General features: G+C 46.5%; 11 protein-coding genes and 2 pseudogenes. All 13 read left to right on the top strand.

Features of this window, described 5'->3' with window-relative positions:
* Positions 1-46: 46 nt before the first annotated feature.
* A pseudogene (locus tag AC0YNT_RS28120) lies at positions 47-235 on the top strand (helix-turn-helix domain-containing protein); the annotation flags it as partial.
* A gap of 519 nt (positions 236-754) precedes the next feature.
* Positions 755-1906: a collagen-like protein gene (locus AC0YNT_RS28115; RefSeq protein ID WP_475807601.1), complete on the top strand. Its 1152-nt coding sequence runs from the start codon at positions 755-757 to the stop codon at positions 1904-1906.
* Between the two features lie 451 nt (positions 1907-2357).
* Positions 2358-2684 (top strand): hypothetical protein, encoded by a 327-nt coding sequence (locus AC0YNT_RS28110; protein ID WP_475807600.1) that lies wholly within the window; start codon positions 2358-2360, stop codon positions 2682-2684.
* 812 nt (positions 2685-3496) lie between these two features.
* Positions 3497-3898 (top strand): GntR family transcriptional regulator, encoded by a 402-nt coding sequence (locus AC0YNT_RS28105; RefSeq protein WP_475807599.1) that lies wholly within the window; start codon positions 3497-3499, stop codon positions 3896-3898.
* Positions 3895-4980, top strand: a complete 1086-nt coding sequence (locus AC0YNT_RS28100) for a DUF5808 domain-containing protein (RefSeq protein ID WP_475807598.1) — start codon at positions 3895-3897, stop codon at positions 4978-4980. The genes AC0YNT_RS28105 and AC0YNT_RS28100 overlap by 4 nt, the downstream gene beginning before the upstream one ends.
* A 25-nt stretch (positions 4981-5005) precedes the next feature.
* Positions 5006-7138 (top strand): serine hydrolase domain-containing protein, encoded by a 2133-nt coding sequence (locus AC0YNT_RS28095; RefSeq protein WP_475807597.1) that lies wholly within the window; start codon positions 5006-5008, stop codon positions 7136-7138.
* A 455-nt stretch (positions 7139-7593) separates the two neighbouring features.
* Positions 7594-7941 (top strand): annotated as a pseudogene (locus tag AC0YNT_RS28090) (formylglycine-generating enzyme family protein); the annotation flags it as partial.
* 1434 nt (positions 7942-9375) lie between these two features.
* On the top strand, positions 9376-9726 hold the full coding sequence (locus tag AC0YNT_RS28085) for a hypothetical protein (protein WP_475807596.1): 351 nt from the start codon (positions 9376-9378) through the stop codon (positions 9724-9726).
* 725 nt (positions 9727-10451) lie between these two features.
* Positions 10452-11162 carry a glycerophosphodiester phosphodiesterase gene (locus AC0YNT_RS28080; RefSeq protein WP_475807595.1) on the top strand — a complete coding sequence of 237 codons (711 nt, stop codon included), beginning with the start codon at positions 10452-10454 and terminating at the stop codon, positions 11160-11162.
* Positions 11163-11490: 328 nt separating this feature from the next.
* On the top strand, positions 11491-15942 hold the full coding sequence (locus tag AC0YNT_RS28075) for a family 43 glycosylhydrolase (protein WP_475807594.1): 4452 nt from the start codon (positions 11491-11493) through the stop codon (positions 15940-15942).
* Between the two features lie 200 nt (positions 15943-16142).
* Positions 16143-17093: an ABC transporter permease gene (locus AC0YNT_RS28070; protein WP_475807593.1), complete on the top strand. Its 951-nt coding sequence runs from the start codon at positions 16143-16145 to the stop codon at positions 17091-17093.
* A complete protein-coding gene (locus AC0YNT_RS28065; protein ID WP_475807592.1) occupies positions 17087-17983 on the top strand; it encodes a carbohydrate ABC transporter permease in 897 nt (298 codons plus the stop codon). Before AC0YNT_RS28070 ends, AC0YNT_RS28065 begins: the two co-directional genes overlap by 7 nt.
* A 126-nt stretch (positions 17984-18109) precedes the next feature.
* On the top strand, positions 18110-19699 hold the full coding sequence (locus AC0YNT_RS28060) for an extracellular solute-binding protein (RefSeq protein WP_475807591.1): 1590 nt from the start codon (positions 18110-18112) through the stop codon (positions 19697-19699).
* Positions 19700-19754 lie beyond the last annotated feature (55 nt).

Raw genomic sequence — 19754 nt, 5'->3', positions numbered from 1 at the left:
CTATCCTCCGTTCTAATGTTTTGATGGTATCGCTTCAAAAAGGTAGATCCTTGAACGCACACAGGAAGGTAAGGCTGTTGCCAAACTGAAGCCAGGATTCACTGAAGGCCGTCCAAAGAAATACACGGAGAAACAGCTTGATCATGCATTAGAACTGTTGAACGACAATTCTTATACGGAGGTGGCAGATATGACAGGTATCAGCAAGTCTACGTTGATTCGTGAGGTTAGAAAGGTCTTAACACAAGAGGAAATCGTCATTAAAGCTTTCGAGGCTATGGGAGGCGAGAGACGCCATCAAGAGATTGCGGCTTGGGCGAAACAACATGGACAGCTGGACAAGAACTTTTCAACAGTAATGGCTGACATGACACATCCCGATTTTGGTGGAAATCAGAAATCACCCGGAAGACGTCTTGTTCTTGCAAGGACACGGATTGGTGTATATAGATTACTTACATCGGAAGAACTTGCTGGGAAGCAAACAGCTTTCAGCCCTAACGAATAAATTGACGGTTACTTCCACGAGCATGACGAGAATTATTAATTTGATTACGAAGGAATAGGTAGACAGCAGCCGATTAGGGCTGCTGTTTTGTTAAGCTAACGGGCAGGTTACTTACAAAAAGAACCACCCCTATCATTAACCTGTTTTTCTATAAATAGTTTCTAGTCTAGCCAATAGTTAGCTATTAGTCCATGCTTAAGAAAAACCTCTCACGTACACTAAACAATCTTTATAGGAGGTGTCGTGTTGAGTGGTCCCGCTATAAAAAACCGACGCAAAAGGAAACCCATTATTGTATGTCATCCAAAAGGAAAAAAAAGAAAACATCATCCACGATGTATTAAGAAGAAAGTTTGTATAAAATGTCCCCCGCTTAACGGACAGCAATTACTTCGTGAACTTGCTGGAGCAATTGTAGAGGCTGGACCTCAAGGAGTTGCAGGTGCACTTGGACCCCAAGGACTAACAGGGCTTGTGGGAGCAATCGGCGCACTTGGTCCCCAAGGACTTGCAGGAGCACTTGGACCCCAAGGAGCAGCGGGTCTTGCAGGAGCACTTGGCGCCCTTGGCCCCCAAGGACTTGCAGGAGCACTTGGACCTCAAGGAGCAGCAGGCATTGCAGGAGCGATTGGTTCACTTGGACCTGAAGGACTTGCAGGAGCACTTGGACCTCAAGGAGCAGCAGGCATTGCAGGAGCGATTGGCGCGCTTGGACCTGAAGGACTTGCAGGAGCACTTGGACCTCAAGGAGCAGCAGGCATTGCAGGAGCGATTGGCGCGCTTGGACCTGAAGGACTTGCAGGAGCAATTGGACCTCAAGGAGCAGCAGGCATTGCAGGAGCGATTGGCGCGCTTGGACCCCAAGGATTACAGGGGCTTGCAGGAGCACTTGGCGCAACTGGATTGACAGGTCCACCGGGAGAAGTGGGACCAGCGGGACCAGCGGGACTAACAGGAGCCACAGGTGCAACCGGAGCCACAGGTGCAACCGGAGCAGTTGCAACAACACAAAACGGGCTTTTTCTTGTTAGTGTATCACCTATTGCAAATGGTACAGATATTTCATATGTAACCTCATTTATTAATGGCCCTAATATTTCACATCCAACAGCCACAACCTTTTTATTAGCAACAGGGCACATTTATTTGGTTTCCTATACTTTCAGGGCAACTAGTTCAGTAGCTGGAAACATTACTGTTACACCAAGGCTTAATTTAGTATTTAAAGGTGATTTTTCAGGTAAAGCAAATACTGGTACTTTAGATGCTAATGCAAGTGTTTCTGGTACGTTCTTAGTTGACGCTACCGCAGGTGCTGTAACAGTAGATTTTCTTTATAATGGCTTGGCCCCAGCTAATCCGACTGATGGTTCTGTTTCGATTATTCAGGTTCAGTAAAATATGAGAGGCTAATATTTGCCTTCCCTAATTAAAACTAATTGGAAACTTACGACTTACACGATAGCATTGTAGAGCAAATTGAATACTTGGTCGATGAGAAAAAGGTTCAATTAAAGCTGGAATTATGTCAGTGGAGACAAAAACATCATGATACTTCCGAGCCCGAAATGAACTGAAAATGGGAGAATCGAGTTTACACTTATGGGTTCTGTTGATGTGGGAATGGTAAAGATTCTATCACAAGATATTTCTTGGGAAGAGCGCTGAATGCTAAGCACATATATTTGGCTGAGGAGTTAAGCTAACGGGGAACGATAGTTCAAACCAACACGACAGCAGCCGAAAGTAATCGGCTGCTATTTTTGCTGAAGTAACGGGTAGTTTAACGTAACTAATAGAATATACTTAACGTCTATATAGCTATCCGAAAACTCGGAGGTGAACAAATTTGAATAAAGCATTACCGTTGATGGTCATGTTAGCTTTGTTCATACTCTCAGGATGTTCAATTAACCATGATGCCAATAATAGTGTTCGTTATGTTTATACTGTTACAATAAAAAACAAAATCTATGGTTTTACTAATACAGAAGTACCCAAAGAAGAAATAGGTGAAAAAATTGGGGATTTTCCAATAGATTGCAGTGTCTCTGAATGTGCTGCACCTCCGGGAAATATCTTTTATAGAATTAAAGGGAATCAGAATAAGAAATACGTTGCAGTTTTTAGTGAATCTGAAAAGAAGTATTACAGATGGACTAGATTAAATAATTAAGCTTTAACGAGGGAACGTTAGTTCAATAAAACAGCAGCAGTCCGGCTTACAATGTTACTATGTTCTTGTTACCCGACAATTTCCTGCCATATTATAGTTCCGAAACAAACTAGAGGAACTCACTCCATCACGAAGAAATATCGGCACGGATGGGATATACGAGTATGGTGTCAACATTGGCTACTTTTTTTGGAATATGACAGGTGATTTTACATAATGAAACAGTGTGTTTTAGTAATCAAAATGACGGATGCTTCTCGGCACTAGATGCCGTAAGCGTTCGTTTTTTTGTTTCTGGCCATTAATACTAATGATAGTATCCTAGAGTCAAGAAGTGTAATTTGTAGATTATTCTTTTCTAACTGGAAGGTTCATCAAACTCTGTTCATTGTAATGATTAAAAAAATCAAGAGAGAAACACCATTTAGTTGTTATGAATGCTAAATTGAATAGGTCTGGTGGAAGTTGGTATAATATGCGGCTGACTAGAATATCAGCTGCCTTTTTCATGTAGTTACGGTAGGTTTGTTCAGTGCTATAGCATATGGAAGCTCATTTGAAAAGGTAAAATTTTAAAATGGGATATTGTGTAAATTATTTATATCTGTTATATATGTAATATAACAGATAAGTAAACGAGAAGGGTGGTGCGATTAGTCAGGGGTCTATTCGAGGAAGTCGTGCTTCGATTGTTCACGATGTCGCTGTAGTAGCGGTCACAATCGTACCGAACTCGGAGTACGACATTTGGTTCAGCGGCCCCCTTCGCTTTCTGAGGACGCACAGTAACTGGCATAAGGAGGGATATATTCTTGTTTATTGAGCTTGATCTGCAATCCGAAACTCCGATTTACGCACAACTGGTTAACCAAATCGTCGAAGGGATCGCCTCCGGTGCCTTGCAGCCGGGAGATCCGCTTCCGTCGGTCCGTGGCTTGGCGGAGGACTTGGGAATCAATCTCCATACCGTCAACAAGTCCTATAATTTGCTCAAGCAAGAGGGCTTTCTACAAGTACACCGAAAGAAGGGCGTTATCGTTCAGCCTGACGGAATGCCCGGCGTGACGGAGGCGTTCGAGGAGAAGCTCCAGCAGCAGTTTCGGTCGCTTGCGGCGGAAGCAGCGGTACGAGGCATGACGGAAGAGGAATTCGCGCAGATGAGCAGGTCGTTGTACCGGAATACCATTACGAATCGAGGAGGGGAACAACGTTGACACAACAATCGATGATCATGATGTCGAGCGGTTATTTGATGTTTGCGCTGCTACTCAGCGTGCTGGTCTATTTAGGCTCGCGGACCCTGTTGTTCGGCATCGCGCTGCCGGCGAAGGCCGTGCAGGATGCAGCCGTCCGAGGTATTCGCCGGAAATACGTTTTGCTCACCGGCGGTTTTGCTGTTGTCATCGGAGGAGCTTGCTATTTATGGATGCGACATCAATCGGCTGGTCGGAGTATCCTATGGTGTTGGGCGATTGCCCTCTTGCTTTTAGCGATTGCGTCAATTTTCGTCATTCGGATCAGTCGGATGTCCGCGCAACGCTTGAAGGCGGCCAGAGGCTGGCAGGTTGTCGTGCAGACGAAGCGCGCAGCGAGCCTCGCGGCCGGTCAGACGTATGGCTCGGTTCTGAACGCTTGGTGGTATTCGGCGCATGTCGCAGTAATGGCGCTATGCATCTTCTTCGCCATTGTGAGGTGGGATACGATTCCGCAATGGTTCGCGTCGTATCTCGTAGATCATGACTCTTACAAATCCGTGCGGACGGTATTCATGTGGAACATCTGGCAAGTGCTGACGATTGCTTTATTTGCCGGTATTCATCTGATGATCGGTCGCACTAGGACGTCTCTCGATCCCCAGGACCGGGAAGGCTCTTTGCAAAAAAAGTTGAAGCTCAAGAAAATCTATTCGGTTCTGACTTGGAGCGCTTCGCTCCTCATGGTTGTATTCCACGGTGTAACGCAAGCTGTAACGTTGTACGGTTGGAATGACGATCTGATCTTCTGCTCCGGCCTCTCACTTTGGGTGGTGCTCTTCTTGGCACTAATGGGCGTCATGCTTTACCTGCGAGTCAGTGGTCTTGATCAATTAAGGGACTATCCGTCGCAGGAGGAAAGGCACTGGAAGTGGCTCGGCAGCGTTTATGTGAATCCTGAAGACCCGACGTTGTTTGTTCCGGATAGATACGGATTTTTATGGACGATTAATATGGCCAATCGGATTGGCAAGATCATCGCCGCCGCGGCAATAGCCTTTCTGGCGATCATCATTCTCGTAGGTGTCTATTTGATCAAATAAGGCAATCTCCAGGGGGAGAGTTCAAATGATGAAAAGTCGATGGATCATGGGGGCCGTGCTATCTTCCTGTCTGCTGCTAGCCTCCTGCGATGACAACAACAAAGCACCGGCAGAGACGCAGAACATAGCAGGGGTCCTGTCAACGACGGTAACGGAATCGCCTTCGAACAAAGCTATGATCACCTACGAGGATACCCGAAAAGCTGCACAGGAGAAGGCGGATCTCCTCACGACAACTTACGGCACGAACAGCGTGCAGTACGCCCTTATCGATCATGGTCGCATCGTCGTATCCGGCCAATCGAGCAGGAATGATGAGCAGGGGCTAATGCCGCTCACGAAAGACACGATGTACGGGATCGGCTCGACGAGCAAAATGTTTACCGCAGTTGCCGTCATGCAGTTGGTCGACCAAGGGAAAATCGATCTCGATACGCCAGTCGTCCGGTATATCCCCGAGTTTACGATGAAGGATGAACGCTACAGTCAGATTACGCCGCGCATGCTGCTGAATCATTCTTCCGGCCTGAACGGATCGTCACTTACAAATGCCTTTTTATTCGAGGATAACGATACTTACGCCCACGACACTCTGCTGAAGCAATTGGCCGATCAGACTTTGAAGGCGGACCCGGGCGCTTATTCGGTGTACTGCAATGACGGATTTACACTTGCCGAGATTCTGGTCGAGCGGGTCAGCGGCACGGACTTTACCTCGTATATACATCGCAATATGACGGAACCTCTGGGTATGCCCCATACGGAGACGCCGCTCGATTCTCCGGACGCAGCGAAGATGGCGGGACTTTATTCTCCTACCTATCCAGGTCAACTTCCCAACGAGACGGTCAACGTGATCGGAGCGGGAGGCATCTATTCTACGGCGGAAGATTTGGCTAGATTCTCTCAAATTTTCACGGGGGGAGCGGAAGAAGTCTTGTCCGACAAATCGGTTGCGGCCATGGTGCAAGACGAGTACAAGACGCCTATGTGGCCTGACGATGCGGATAACTCCTCATTCGAATACGGTCTAGGCTGGGACAGCGTCCATGTATATCCCTTCGGCGAATATGGGATAAAGGCGCTGACCAAAGGCGGGGATGCGCTTCTCTATCATTCATCGCTCATTGTACTCCCTGAGCAGGACATGTCGGCAGCTGTCGTCACTTCCGGCGGGAGCAGCTCTACCGACGAGCTTCTGGCGAACGAAATTCTGCTTCAGGCACTGAAGGAGAAAGGGACAATTGCCGAATTTAATTCTGAGAAGTCGTACGGAGTTTCAATAAAGGCCGATATGCCGGAGTCTGTGCTGCAAGCTTCGGGAATCTATGGTGCGTTCAGTGGAACGTTTAATATCGATATTTCCAAGAGCGGTGTCATGTCCATTACTTCGGAGCAATTGCCTAATAATCCGGCCCAGATCTACCAGTATTCGGCGGACGGCACCTTCCGCAGTACGGATGGGAATATGAGTATCAGCTTCGTGACGGAGGAGAACGGCAGCACCTACTTATGGCTTCGTCAATACGCTTCGGTGCCGGGTCTTGGGCAATGGGCTGTATCAGAGTACAACGCCGAGAAACTCCAGTCCCAGGATCTTCCAAAAGAGGCGACGGAAGTATGGGCTCAGCGCGACGGCAAGAAGTATTATCCGTTGAATGAGAAGTATTCGTCGATCGTATATTTGATGATGCACCCTCTCCAATTGAATGTGTCGAAACAATTGCCGGGGTACGTGTTGGATAAGCGAATAACAGGTCCGAATACGGCAGTCTCGGAATTGCAAATTTCGAGAATGAACGGACGGGATCTCTCAGGTTATACGTTTTTTAATCAGGACGGCGTTGAATATCTGAATGTCGGGGGAAGCCTCTTAGTAAGTGAGAACGCCGTGAAGCCCATCAACGTCGCTAAGAAGGCTAACGTTACGATTCCATCAAGCGGATACGCCCAGTGGTATACGATAATAGACCAGGATGAGGGCAAGGCCTTGAAGGTAAAAAAGCCTTCGAATGCCTCCTTCGCCGTCTATAGTGCGGAGGGAACCTGCCTTTACTTCAGTGTCATCGGAGGTGAGGATCGGGTCAAGCTGCCCACGGGAGGGAAGATTGTCTTTGCCGGGGATGCCGGAGCGAAGTTCGAGATTACAGCACAGTAAAACAACGAAGGAGTTTATCCCTGTAATACCTGGTTACCAGATCTTATCGTGCACTATGGAAGCATAGAGGGTAAACAGTTAACCGGTGAAGCCTGGACCGTACCTGTTAGAATTACAAGTTTAATTGAAGGCACTCATGATAGCTATGCAGATGTACGCTTTTTATTTGATGAAGCACCATGGCATCTTCTTGTCAGCGGATATATGTTTAAATTATGGGCTGGGAAGGAAGTTGCATCTGTTAAAGTCTTATAGTATGCAATAGGAAGTTGAGCTAACTGTGAACGTTAGTTCAACAAAACAGCAGCAGTCTAGGACTTTATTTTCACGTCCATGACTGCTGCTGTTCCATTTCTAGGGGTCAGTCTAATACTTGTTTTTCAGTGCCTGACGGTTTTGCAGTACGAAACTCCGCACGAATTCAATACATCCAGTCTAATACTTTATTTTCTCAGAACATTTGGCACGGTAATTTTCCCGTCAAAAATAACGCCAGCGACGGTTACACAGGAACCGCTCCCGCCATCTCTTTTACGTCGAATGGATATGGATTGCATAATATGTCCGGCAACGTATGGGAATGGTGCTCCTATTGGTTTGACAGCGGTTATCATCTGAATATCGCCTATGAGAATCCTTTCGGAGCGACTATAGGTGAGACGAAATCGATTCGAAGCGGCTCCGATTTATGTCATAAATCGTACTGTAATCGTTACCGGGTAGTCGCAAGAAACTCGAATACACCAGATAGTTCCACTGGCAATATTGGATTTCGCTGCTCGGCGGATAAAGATGCCATCTAGAGAGAGCCTAATCGCATCACACAAAAATGGATCAGGAAGCAAATACCCTCAGGAACGAAGATAAATCAAGGGAAGCTCGCAAGTTGTGTAACCTGGATAATAATTTTCCTTCATTAATATAGCGAAACAAACTTCTACACCATCAAGTGCAGTGTTTGATTCTCTTTTGAAAGAGACTAATTTATATATAAGTAAAAACCACTAGGCCATAACGACCTAGTGGATTTATTCAGAATACAGGTAGCTTATTTGACTACAAATAAGGGTAACAGAAGGGTAACCCATGCTAGTGAAATACGGTTCTCTTTAGTTAAAGATGTTACAACAACAATCTACAAAAACCTTGATTTTTCGCGCTTTAGTTAATTGTTGTGAACAGTGTTACAGCCTCTGACCTTATGGGCGGCATGATGTAAGAAGGGGTGAAATCCCTTTTAGAATAAGTGGGTTTGAAGTGCGGGGACTGTGTTTCCCCACATTTTCCCCACATGCGGTTAAATGAGAGGCTTTGCATGAGTTGAGAAAACTTGTGCGAAGCCTCTTTTTTCGTTGTCTTGGTAACGTGTATGTAAACATTACGGGTAGTATGTGACGGAGTGAATGTGGAGTTATCGTTTCATTTAACTTTGCAATCTTCAGCAATCAACGCATCCGATTTTTAAGTTGATATCCCCCCTGCGTAACAAAATGGTGGAGCATCTATTCTTGTTCCAGCTCCTCGATCGTTTTCTGAACAAGTGGTAGCTTTGTATACTGCGTAGGGTTATTTTTTATTACATCCATCGCAACAGCTTTTGTAAAAAGCATTCTTCCGATGGTTTTCTGACACTGTGAGGTATTAATAAAACATTACAAAGTCAAAGAAATTTATAGAGGCATTTTCTAAGAATTATCTACTACTTGAAGAGATTACTGAAATGTTAGGCGATGTAATAAAATGCTTCCAAACAGATGATCCAGATAATGCAAAATTTACTAGGAGACTTTTACTTATTACCTCTCATTACTCCACTCTCGCATAGTGTAGCCCTATTTCTAATAAATATTTCTAAAAAGTAGCTTTTCGCTTCTGAAAAGCTACTTTTTTATTTGTTCTTTAAGGGATAACAGCTGCTGCAGAGCTCGCTGACGACGTCGGGCACAGTTGCTTGGCGGATTCTCTCCGCGCTGCATGGGATCGTTAAGCCAAAAGAGAAGTTCGATCCGTATGACTTTACGCTGACGCTGGTAGGACAATGTGACAGGGCTATTTTGTGTTTTCTTAGGGTAGCTTCGATTCACTACCCGATTCGCGGTTTGGAGGGGCGCTTCATAAAATGAGATGTTTTGTACAGATGTAGAGCCTAAGTAGAGCCCATTTAATAGATTGGTATAAATAGTACAAGCGAAACTTGTCCGGTTACATAGATTATAGGGACCAGAAAGGAGTGTGATTTGTTATGTGTTGTTGTAAAAAAAGCTGTTGTTGTAAAAAAAGCTGTTGTTGTAAAAAAAGCTGTTGTTGTAAAAAAAGCTGTTGTTGTCAAAAAAACTGTGATTGTCATAAAAGCTGTGATTATCAAAAAAGCTGCGGTCAAAAAAACTGGAGTCAAAAAAGCTGCGGTCAAAAAAGCTGTGATTGTCAAAAAAGCTGCGGTCAAAAAAACTGGAGTCAAAAAAGCTATGGTCAAAAAAGCTGTGATTGTCAAAAAAGCTGCGGTCAAAAAAACTGGAGTCAAAAAAGCTATGGTCAATAAAGTTACAGTCTTAAAAGCTATGGTTGGTGAAAGTACTATTGCCGTTTAATCTCCAAAAAGACGATTACAGTGTAATCAGCCGTAATCGTCTTTTTTTGATAGGGCTTTGAACATTATACCCCGGTCTTAAAGCGTTGAGGGAGACGCCATAATGAATAAAAGGTTGGATCAGCAATAAATGGGAGAAACCAATCAATGGCTTCTCCCAGATATTTGTTTATTAGCGTTACTTAGCACCTTTAGTATCGAAAGCCTGGCAGAAAAAAATCAGCGGCAAAAGTCTCCCTGGTATGCCCAAGAGAAGCTCAGCAGCGGGTCATTTTCCGCATTTATTGCGCTAACCATAATCATATAAGCTCATTTATGACCGCATCATCAAAACAACCGACCTCGCTAAAGGTCGGTTGTTTCTGCTTATCAACTTACTTCAGTATCGCCTTCGCTACGATCGCGAGGTCTGTGATACCTATCATGCCGTCCTTGTTTAGATCGTATTTCGAAACCTGCTGCCAAATTTATCTGGTCTAAACAGCAACCTCCGTATTCACTCCGATCGACATTGCTCGGGGATTAATCCAAAGCCAAATCATTAACCTGTTGAAAGGATTTAAAAGAGCAGTATAAAATTACTTATATATAAATCTCATACAATTTGTATAGCTATGGCGAAAAAGGATGAGGTAGAAGACGAGGGCGATTATACGGAACATATGAACAATACAAATAAAATCGTGGAGGGAGCTCCTGTTCTACGATAAAAGGAGAGTGGTTTGATTGAAGCGGCCATTGATAGGCGCCCATACTGGCAGCGGCGCAAGTCCTGATAACACGCTTGCTTCGTTCATGGAGGGTGTCCAAAGTGGGGCAGATATCGTGGAGGTGGACGTGCATGCCGCGATGGACGGTACGGCGGTACTGCTGCATGACGATTCTCCTTATCTGCAGACCTGCACGTTCGAGCAGTTGAACCAGCCTGAGATGCGGCGGTGGCTGAGCCCGGCTTACGCAGAGCATGAAATCGCAACGCTGGAGCAAATATTTCAGATATCGGATCGGCTTGGAACGAAGCTGAATATCGATTTGAAATCGGCGCACAGCATCGAACCGGCCGTCAAGCTCATTCGGCAGTACGGCGCATGGGATCGGGTCCATATTACCGGCTATTCGGAGACAATGACGGCTCGCTTCCCTGATATTCCGGTCATGATCAACACGACGCTCGAGATCGATCCGAAGCAACTGGAGCAGTACGACAAGATCGCGCAGCGCATCTGCGAGGCGGCGAGGCGAGAAGGGTATGCTGGCCTCAATATGAATTATAGGACGTGCATCGAGCCGATCGTGGAGACGGCTCACAAGCACGGGTTAACCCTGTGGGTCTATACGGTTAACGAGCCAACGCAGATGGAGAGATTCATCCGGATGGGCGTAGATGCCATTACGACACGTAAGCCGGAGACGTTGCTTAGCCTCCTGGGGCAATAATTGAAGAAACCGCCTTTTGAGGCCTCACATGAGTTATGTAACTTATGCGAGGCTTTTTTCTATGTCTTGTGATTACATGCATCATTTAGTTATCAATTTTTTCTAAAACGGTTACAAAAACAACTTAAGATAGTACATTTTGTAAGTTTTCTTCGGGAGGTAGAATGAGAACACTAGCCAGAAAAATCAAGTACAACAGGGAGATGAAAAAAATGAAAGCGGTTTATTTTGGCCGTAGGGCTGAGGGGGTGACGTTCGGTCCGAGAAGCAGGTGAGAAGCCATTAGGTTTTCTAAGAAACCATGATAATAGACCAAGGAGGATTGCAAATGCAAAGGAAAAGATTCAGGTATCTGCTGCTTTGTCTCGCAGTGCTGTTAATGCTGCCGCAATGGAGCGGAGCAGTTGCAGCAGCAGAGCCGACGTCAGATACAATAGATTCATTGCCGGCGTCGACAACAGGGGGGGGTGAAGTGTCAAATTTCTATAATGTTATTATGCAGACAGGAGCCGACCCATGGGTTTACAAGCACACGGATGGCTATTACTACAACGTCTTTGTCAACGGTAGCGGCATCAATATCCGTAGATCGAAGACTATCACCGGCATTGATACGGGCGAGAGAAGCCTAGCCTGGACACCGGTTAAGGATACCATGTACAGTTCCGATGTTTGGGCGCCAGAAATGCACTATCTCAAAGATACAGATGGCAATTACAAATGGTATATCTATTTCGCGGCTGACAATGGAACCAATGCAAACCACCGCATGTACGTGCTGGAGAACGCCAGTGATAATCCTCTGACTGGAACCTGGGAGTTCAAAGGGAAAATTACCGATTCCACAGACCGCTGGGCGATCGATGGAACAGTGATGACTGTAAATGATAAACAATATTTCATCTGGTCCGGCTGGGAAGATACAGACGGTAGTTTTCAAAACTTATATATTGCGGAAATGAGCGATCCACGGACCATCAGCTCGGAACGGGTATTGCTTTCGACACCTGACCATGATTGGGAAACGTCTCCGGGTCGAATCAATGAAGGTCCAGAAGTAACTATACATGGTAACACGATCAACCTGGTTTATTCCGCAAACGGAAGCTGGACAGATAGTTACTGCCTTGGTCTAATCACTGCCAAGATTGGCGACGATTTGATGAACCCCAGCTCCTGGGTAAAACAGGACAAGCCGATTTTTTCCAGCGCCAACAGCGTTTACGGACCTGGTCATCATAGTCTCACCACTTCTCCAGATGGCAGTGAAGACTGGATTATCTACCATTCCGCCCGCTGGTCAGGATCAGGGTGGACTCGTAATGTCCATGCACAGAAATTCACCTGGAATGCAGACGGAACGCCGAACCTGGGAGAGCCCGTCGACCCTAACAAACCGATTGCTATACCTTCAGGGGAGCCGATACGTCAACGTTATGAGGCGGAAGCGGCCCTATTAGTGAAAGATCCGAGCGGAGAGACAGGTCCCAGTGTCTTAAGGGAAAATACGGCTTCCGATGGGAAGAAAATTACTAATATTAAGAATGCAAATGATAATGTCCAGTTTACAGTCAACGTGCCAGAGGCCGGAATGTATGTGCTATCCGTGCGAAATGCCAACGGCTCATCGAATGGAGCGGATGCTTCCCATATCTTATCGGTAAACGGAAAATCCGGAGCCAACTTGAACATCGTCTATTCCAGCTCGAATCGTTGGGGTGCCTCCACAGCGAAAGTCTATTTACAGCAAGGCGACAATATCATCCGCTTCTCGAAGGGGAATAACACTGCCGAAATTGACAGTATGGATGTCTTCAAGCTTGATTCGTCAGAGTTGGTATTCGATTCTCCGGGGTATACGCTGGGTCTCGGTGAAAGTCGCAGTTTGCCCGTGTATGTGGTAACGGGCACTACCAATTCTCGTATTGATAGCGGGGTTTCTTTCAGTTCCTCCAACAATGAGGTTATTGAGATTAGTGGGGCTCAGATCAAGGGACTTAAGGCGGGCAGCGCCACGATCACCGCCGCATATAACGGGAAAACGGCCACGGCCACGGTTGTCGTTGCTGCTGAACCTAAGTCAGTCCAATCCATTGCCATCAGCGGATTGGATAATATACTGACCAGCGGGATGACCAAGCAACTGCAGTTAACTGCAAACTACAACACCTATGAAGCTCAGGATGTGACAGCTGGCGCAACATATTCCAGCAGCAGCCCCAACGTGGCTAAGGTCACAGATGCCGGTCAGATCTATGACGCTCAGCCGGGAGAAACGGTGATTAAAGCGGCATACGATGGCAAGGAAGCAACGTTTAACTTGACGGTAACTCCTGATCCGTCGCAGCTTCCTCATGTTCTTTCTCAAGTGAAAACTCCTTCTGGAGTAACACCTAGGTTGCCTAGCGTTGTTGACGTCGATTATAACGGAGAGAAAAGTACTGCCGAAGTCAGCTGGAAGCTTGAAGGAATTGACTTCAATTCACTGGGCATTGTACAGGTGCCCGTCCTATTGACCCTGAATGGTGAGGAGATTCCGTCCGCTGTTTCTGTGGAGGTTATCCCGGGATGGGGCCTTGATGAAATTGTGAATCAAGTTCGCAGCAGAATAGACAATTTCTCGTACCCTCTAGGAGAGGGCTTGGGCAGCTATAGTCGGTCTGCTTATGATGCTCTTCTGGATAAGCTGGACCATGCGGAGGAAATATCCACAGACGCCAGTCTGACGGAAGAGCAGTTCAACGAGGAACGGACTTCCCTTGCCGAGCTGGAAGCCGATCTGTTAGGTTCGCTTAATAGTACACAGGATGGCGTGTTCTATAATGCTTATCGGGACTTCTCCAGCGATCAGACGGGCAAGTACCCGTTCGGGTTTACTGCAGAAGACCTGACCAACGGCGCTGCCGCTACTGTACAGGATGAAGACGGGAATAAATTTCTTCGCCTGACCACCACCGCTACTTCTGGCAAAGCTAACCTGTTTCTGCCCTATCTGAATGAAGTGACAGCTGCAGCGGATCAGCGCATCGTTATCGAATATCGCGCCAGATTAAACACCAACTTCCAGTACGCCAATGGTGCCATGACGAGGAATGACAGCGGTACTAGCAACTATTCGATGGTCACGGCTTTTGATACAGGTAAAATAATGGTGCAAAATGGAGCTTCCAAGAAGTCCGTCCTAAACTACACACTTAATACCTGGTACAACATTAAAATGGTGGCAAACTGGGATGCCAAGACTTATACCGTCTATATCAACGATGATCCAGTTCCCGTGGCTACTGACTTCGTCTTCCGCCATACAGGCGGCAGCAAGCTGACCGGACAGCGGTTTGGTATCGACGGCTACGCCAACGCGTCAATTGACTTTGACGACTTCAAAGTGATGGTTACCGGAGGAGCTAAGGCTGCTCCCGAGGGGCTTGGGACAATGAATGAAACTGCGGCAGGTGCCAATGATGGACGCATTACCGGCGTGAACACCTCCATGGAATGGTCCTCCAATAACGGAGGTACGTGGTCTAATGTAGAGGGGGATGCCATCCCAAATCTGTCTCCGGGGACCTATTGGGTTCGTTACCGTGAGACCGAAACCCATAAAGCAAGTCCCCATATGGAGCTGTCCCTTACGGCTTACAGCCAGCCGAATTCTGTCACCGGCGTGAGTCTAGACAAGACCACCGCCCAGCTGTACACCAACCATGGAAGCACTACCGTCCAGCTCACTGCAAATGTGGAGCCTGCTGATGCAGCTAATAAGACGGTGACATGGACTACATCAAACCCAGCAGTAGCTACTGTTGACGAAAACGGTCTTGTGAGCGTCCACACCTCCGGCACAGCAGTGATTACGGCAACGACGGCAGATGGCAGTTACACAGCGTCCTGCACGGTAACTGCGGCAGTATATACCACTGGCGGCGGAGAATCTAGTGGCTCTACTAACACGTCTACTACCGTTAAGAACGAGGACGGCAGTACCACTACCATCGTCACGAATAAAACAACCGGCGCGTTGACCGAGACGACCACTTGGCCTAATGGAGTTAAGGTGGAGACTATTACGACTTCCCTTGGGGAAGTAACAGCGAGCGTTGATCTGCCAGAAGGAGTGGCAGAAGCACGGATTACGATTCCTGTTAAGAATGCATCTGTCTCCACGGTAGCCTATACGGTAAGAGCAGACGGCTCTATGAAAATCATCGGGGACTCTGTTCTAACGGAAGACGGAATAAGTTTCATAGCCAGAGGCGATATGACGGTGAAACTGATAGACAACAAGATCAGCTTCACGGATGTGCCTGATAGCTACTGGGCGGCCGAAGCCATTGCCTTTACCGCAAGCCGAGAACTGTTCCTTGGAACAGGACAAAATGTGTTTACTCCCAATGCATCCATGAGCCGCGCCATGCTCTTCACCGTATTAGCCCGGCTGAACGGCGTTGAGACCGAAGGCGGCGTAAATTGGTACAGCAAGGCGCAAGAGTGGGCTATGACTGCCGGGATCAGCGACGGCAGTGCCCCGGAAGCTGGCATTACCCGGGAGCAGCTGATCACTCTCCTGTTCCGGTACGCCGGACAACCAGCTGTGAATGATAACAGCAAGAGCTTTGCGGACATTAGTGCAATTTCCGCTTGGGCAAAGGAAGCCATGGATTGGGCTGTGGAGACGGGTATCCTGAACGGAAAGCCGGGGAATCTTCTGGAGCCTGGCAATGTTGTCACTCGGGCTGAAGTGTCCGCTATACTTGCACGTTTTATAGCTTGGCGAAACTAGTGAAATGAAAAAACCAAGGAGCCAGGCGGGTTGTTCCCGCCCGGCTTCTTGGTTTTTCTAAGCTCAGTTCTGACTGGTATATATCAGCCACCATTTTAAGTTATTACCAAATTCATTTAAATGAGTACATTTTCTAAATTTCCCCGGAAGATATAATGAAAACATGAGAGCTCCTTAATACAGCCGGAGGGATGAGAGAAATGAAAGCGGTTTTAGACCAATCTCGAGAGTACGCTGCAACCAAGAAGAAAAACAAATTTCTGCACAACATCAAAAGAGACGCATGGTTATACATCCTCTTGCTGATGCCCTTTGCATATATCCTGATCTTCAAGTATGCCCCGATCTATGGCGTGATTATGGCATTCCAGGATTATAACATCTTTGCAGGAATTAAGGGGAGCGAATGGGTAGGACTAGATGTGTTCCAGTTTATTTTCCAGCAGGACAGCTTCTACCGTGCGCTCAAGAATACGCTGGCCCTGAATGTTTATGACTTAATCGCTGGATTCCCGGCACCTATTATTCTTGCGATTTTGCTCAATGAAGTAAGAATGGCAAAATTCAAGAAAATCACACAGACCGTGTTATATCTGCCTCACTTTTTATCCTGGGTTATTATAGGCGGTATGGTCTATCTGATGTTCTCTAACAGCGGCATGGTCAACACGTTCTTGGCTAGTCTAGGTTTAGACAAGATAGAGTTTCTATCGCAGAAAATACCTTGGTTAGTCACTTATATCTCCGTTGGCGTATGGCAGCATATCGGTTGGGGCACGATCATCTATTTGGCGGCTATGACCGGAATTAATAAGGAATTGTATGAGGCTTCCGATATTGATGGCTGCAGCAGGTTTCGCCAAATATGGCATATTACACTGCCAGGCATTAAATCAACTATCAATATTTTGCTGATTCTCCAAATTGGCAGAATGGTTTCCATCGGGTTCGATCGTCCCTTTGTTATGGGGAATTCACTGGTTAGCGAATATTCGGATGTTATTAGTACTTTCGTATACAGAGTGGGTATTAGTTCAGGGGATTTCTCCCAGGCAACAGCGGTAGGATTGTTCCAATCCGTTATTGGCTTGATCCTGCTGCTTGCTGCTAACTATATCGCGAAAAAATTGGGTGAGGATGGGATATGGTGAGTATGGCGAGCAGCATGGGCAAAAGGAAAAAAATGAGTGTAGCAGATATCGTGATTATCGTATTTATTGTAGCATTGTCCTTTACATGTATCGTGCCGTTCCTATATATGATTGCGCTTTCCCTAAGCTCCAACGAAGCGATTATTTCCCAAAAAGTAGGACTGTGGCCGGTAGGCTTCACATTAGAAACGTACAAAACCATCTTAAGCGATGTGGAGATGCTTTATTCACTTGGATACAGTATTGTACTTACAATTATGTACACTGCGGTATGTATGTTTCTGACCATTTGCGGAGCGTATCCGTTAACAAAGAAACGGCTGATGGGAAGAAGTTTTATATTGTCAGCTTTGGTCTTCACCATGTATTTCAGCGGCGGTTTGATTCCTTCCTATATGCTGGTTAAAAATCTAGGCATGATGAATACGGTGTGGAGTTTGGTTTTACCAGGCGCTATGAGCGTGTTTAACTTAATCATTCTGAAGACCTTCTTCACCAACCTTCCGGAGAGTCTGGAGGAATCGGCTGCCATTGACGGGTGTTCGGATCTGGGTATTCTCATCAAGATTGTACTTCCTCTGTCGCTGCCTTCGATCGCCACATTAAGCCTCTTCTATGCGGTGGATAGATGGAACGGATTCCAAGATGCTTTGTTCTATATAACAGATAAAAATCTGTATCCTTTGCAATTGAAGCTGTATCAGATCATTTCGGCCAATCAGCAGCTGGACAGCCAACAAGGAGGAGAAGGAAGTGTCGGCGCCTTCATTGTGCCGGAGTCTCTGAAAGCGGCCAGCGTTATGTTTACAACCATCCCGATTCTGCTCATCTATCCCAAACTGCAGAAGTATTTCGTAGATGGTGTGATGACGGGAGCTATCAAGGGCTGATAGGGATACAGACAAGGATGAAAGGGGTGATTCCCGGGCTGGTGGATGGTGGATGTAAAAATGTTTTACAGTGCGAATAATTTCAATACATATCATTTGAAAGGGTGGTTTAAAGTGAATACAGGCATGAAAAAGAAAGCAGCAATTCTGTTAGGTACAGCGCTTCTAGCAAGTGTTATGGCAGGCTGTGGAAATAACAGCAATAATGAACCAGCACCGGCGGCATCTAACGATGGATCAGCAGCAGCCTCTACCGGCCCTGCTGAAACCTTGACTGTGGAAGTGTTCGACAGAGGTATTCAGGGACAGCCGGACTTAAACAACAACACATGGACCAAATATGTGAATGAAAAATTCGGCAAACCTAATAACGCCATTGTAAAATTTGTAACGGTACCCCGCTCCCAGGAAGTCGACAAGCTGAATGTATTGATGGCAGCCAACGAAGCTCCTGATATTTCCTTCACCTACGACGGCACTACAGTAACCCGCTTTGCCAAAAACAATGGCCTCTATACACTGGACGAATTGCTCGAGAAGTATGGTCAGCAATTGAAATCTTACTTGGGCGACACGGTTCTTTCCTACGGGCAATATGAAGGGAAACAAGTGTCCATCCCGGCGAAGCGGACCCTACTTGCCTGGAACGGCATGTTTATCCGCAAGGATTGGCTGGATAAGCTGGGACTGCCTGTTCCGACGACTAAGGATGAATTGTTCGATACACTCGTTGCCTTCCGCGACAAGAACCCTGGTAATGTAAACGGCGTCATTCCGTGGGCAACAGCAGCTGCCGGGATGAACTACACGTTTGGCAACCTGGTTCCATCCTTCTGGGGTCCGATGTCAGAAGAGGAGTTTGTTACCACCACCAATTGGCTGAAGCCGGGCAACAAGGATGCGTATAAATGGCTGAACAAGCTGTACTCTGAAAAGCTGATCAGCCCCGACTTTGCACTGGACAAAACGGCTAAACAAGCGGATGCTGATGTTACCAACGGCAAGGTAGGCTTCTATGGGGCTAACTGGGATTATCCGCTTACTGCAAAAATTCGTGAACCGCTGAAGCAAAATGCGCCGGATGCTAACTTTGTTGCTATTGATACCTTCAAGAACGCCGACGGGAAATATATAAAAGAGACGTATAATGAAAACGGACTTTTCTCCTTCATTCCGAAAAGCAGCAAACATGCAGAACTGGCTATGAAGTATCTGAACTGGATGGCTGATCCGGAGGTACTGTTCTTCCTGCAGTTTGGTGAAGAAGGTGTCAACCACACGATGGTGGATGGCATCCCGCAAGGGATTGCGCAAACCGGTGAAAATATGCAGATGAGCAATCTGAATCTGGATTATACGCTGGTTGTAAACGGTGCAGAGCTGGGCGATACCGAAAAGAATGTCAAAACGTATGCAGCAGCCTTGTCAACCGGAGATCAGAGCTATGAGAAGCTGGCTGTTGATTCCTACAAAATCAATACGACAGACGGCTATACCGGCTTCTACTATGGTGTCCCGAACGAAGCTAGTATTAAATTCGGCAAGACGCTTGGTGATATGAACAAGCAAATGATGGATAGGCTAATTGTTGCCAAGCCGGCAGAATTCGATGCTTTGTATGACAAGCTGGTGAAAGAATATATGGACGCTGGCGGTAAGGCTATTCAAGATGAGAATGTGAAGCACTACAGAGAAATTAAAGAGAGCAGCAAGTAATAGTTTAGTATACGGATAAGCCATCGAACACCATGGTTTATCCGTATTTTCAACC

Source organism: Paenibacillus sp. J22R56 (assembly GCF_056269375.1).
The sequence above is the reverse complement of the archived record's forward strand: the minus strand, read 5'-3'. Positions and strand labels throughout refer to the sequence as shown.

Coding starts and splice junctions, on each gene's coding strand:
- AC0YNT_RS28075 (WP_475807594.1), top strand. CDS start 11,491: ATGCAAAGGAAAAGATTCAGGTATCTGCTGCTTTGTCTCGCAGTGCTG.
- AC0YNT_RS28060 (WP_475807591.1), top strand. CDS start 18,110: ATGAAAAAGAAAGCAGCAATTCTGTTAGGTACAGCGCTTCTAGCAAGT.
- AC0YNT_RS28095 (WP_475807597.1), top strand. CDS start 5,006: ATGATGAAAAGTCGATGGATCATGGGGGCCGTGCTATCTTCCTGTCTG.
- AC0YNT_RS28065 (WP_475807592.1), top strand. CDS start 17,087: ATGGTGAGTATGGCGAGCAGCATGGGCAAAAGGAAAAAAATGAGTGTA.
- AC0YNT_RS28070 (WP_475807593.1), top strand. CDS start 16,143: ATGAAAGCGGTTTTAGACCAATCTCGAGAGTACGCTGCAACCAAGAAG.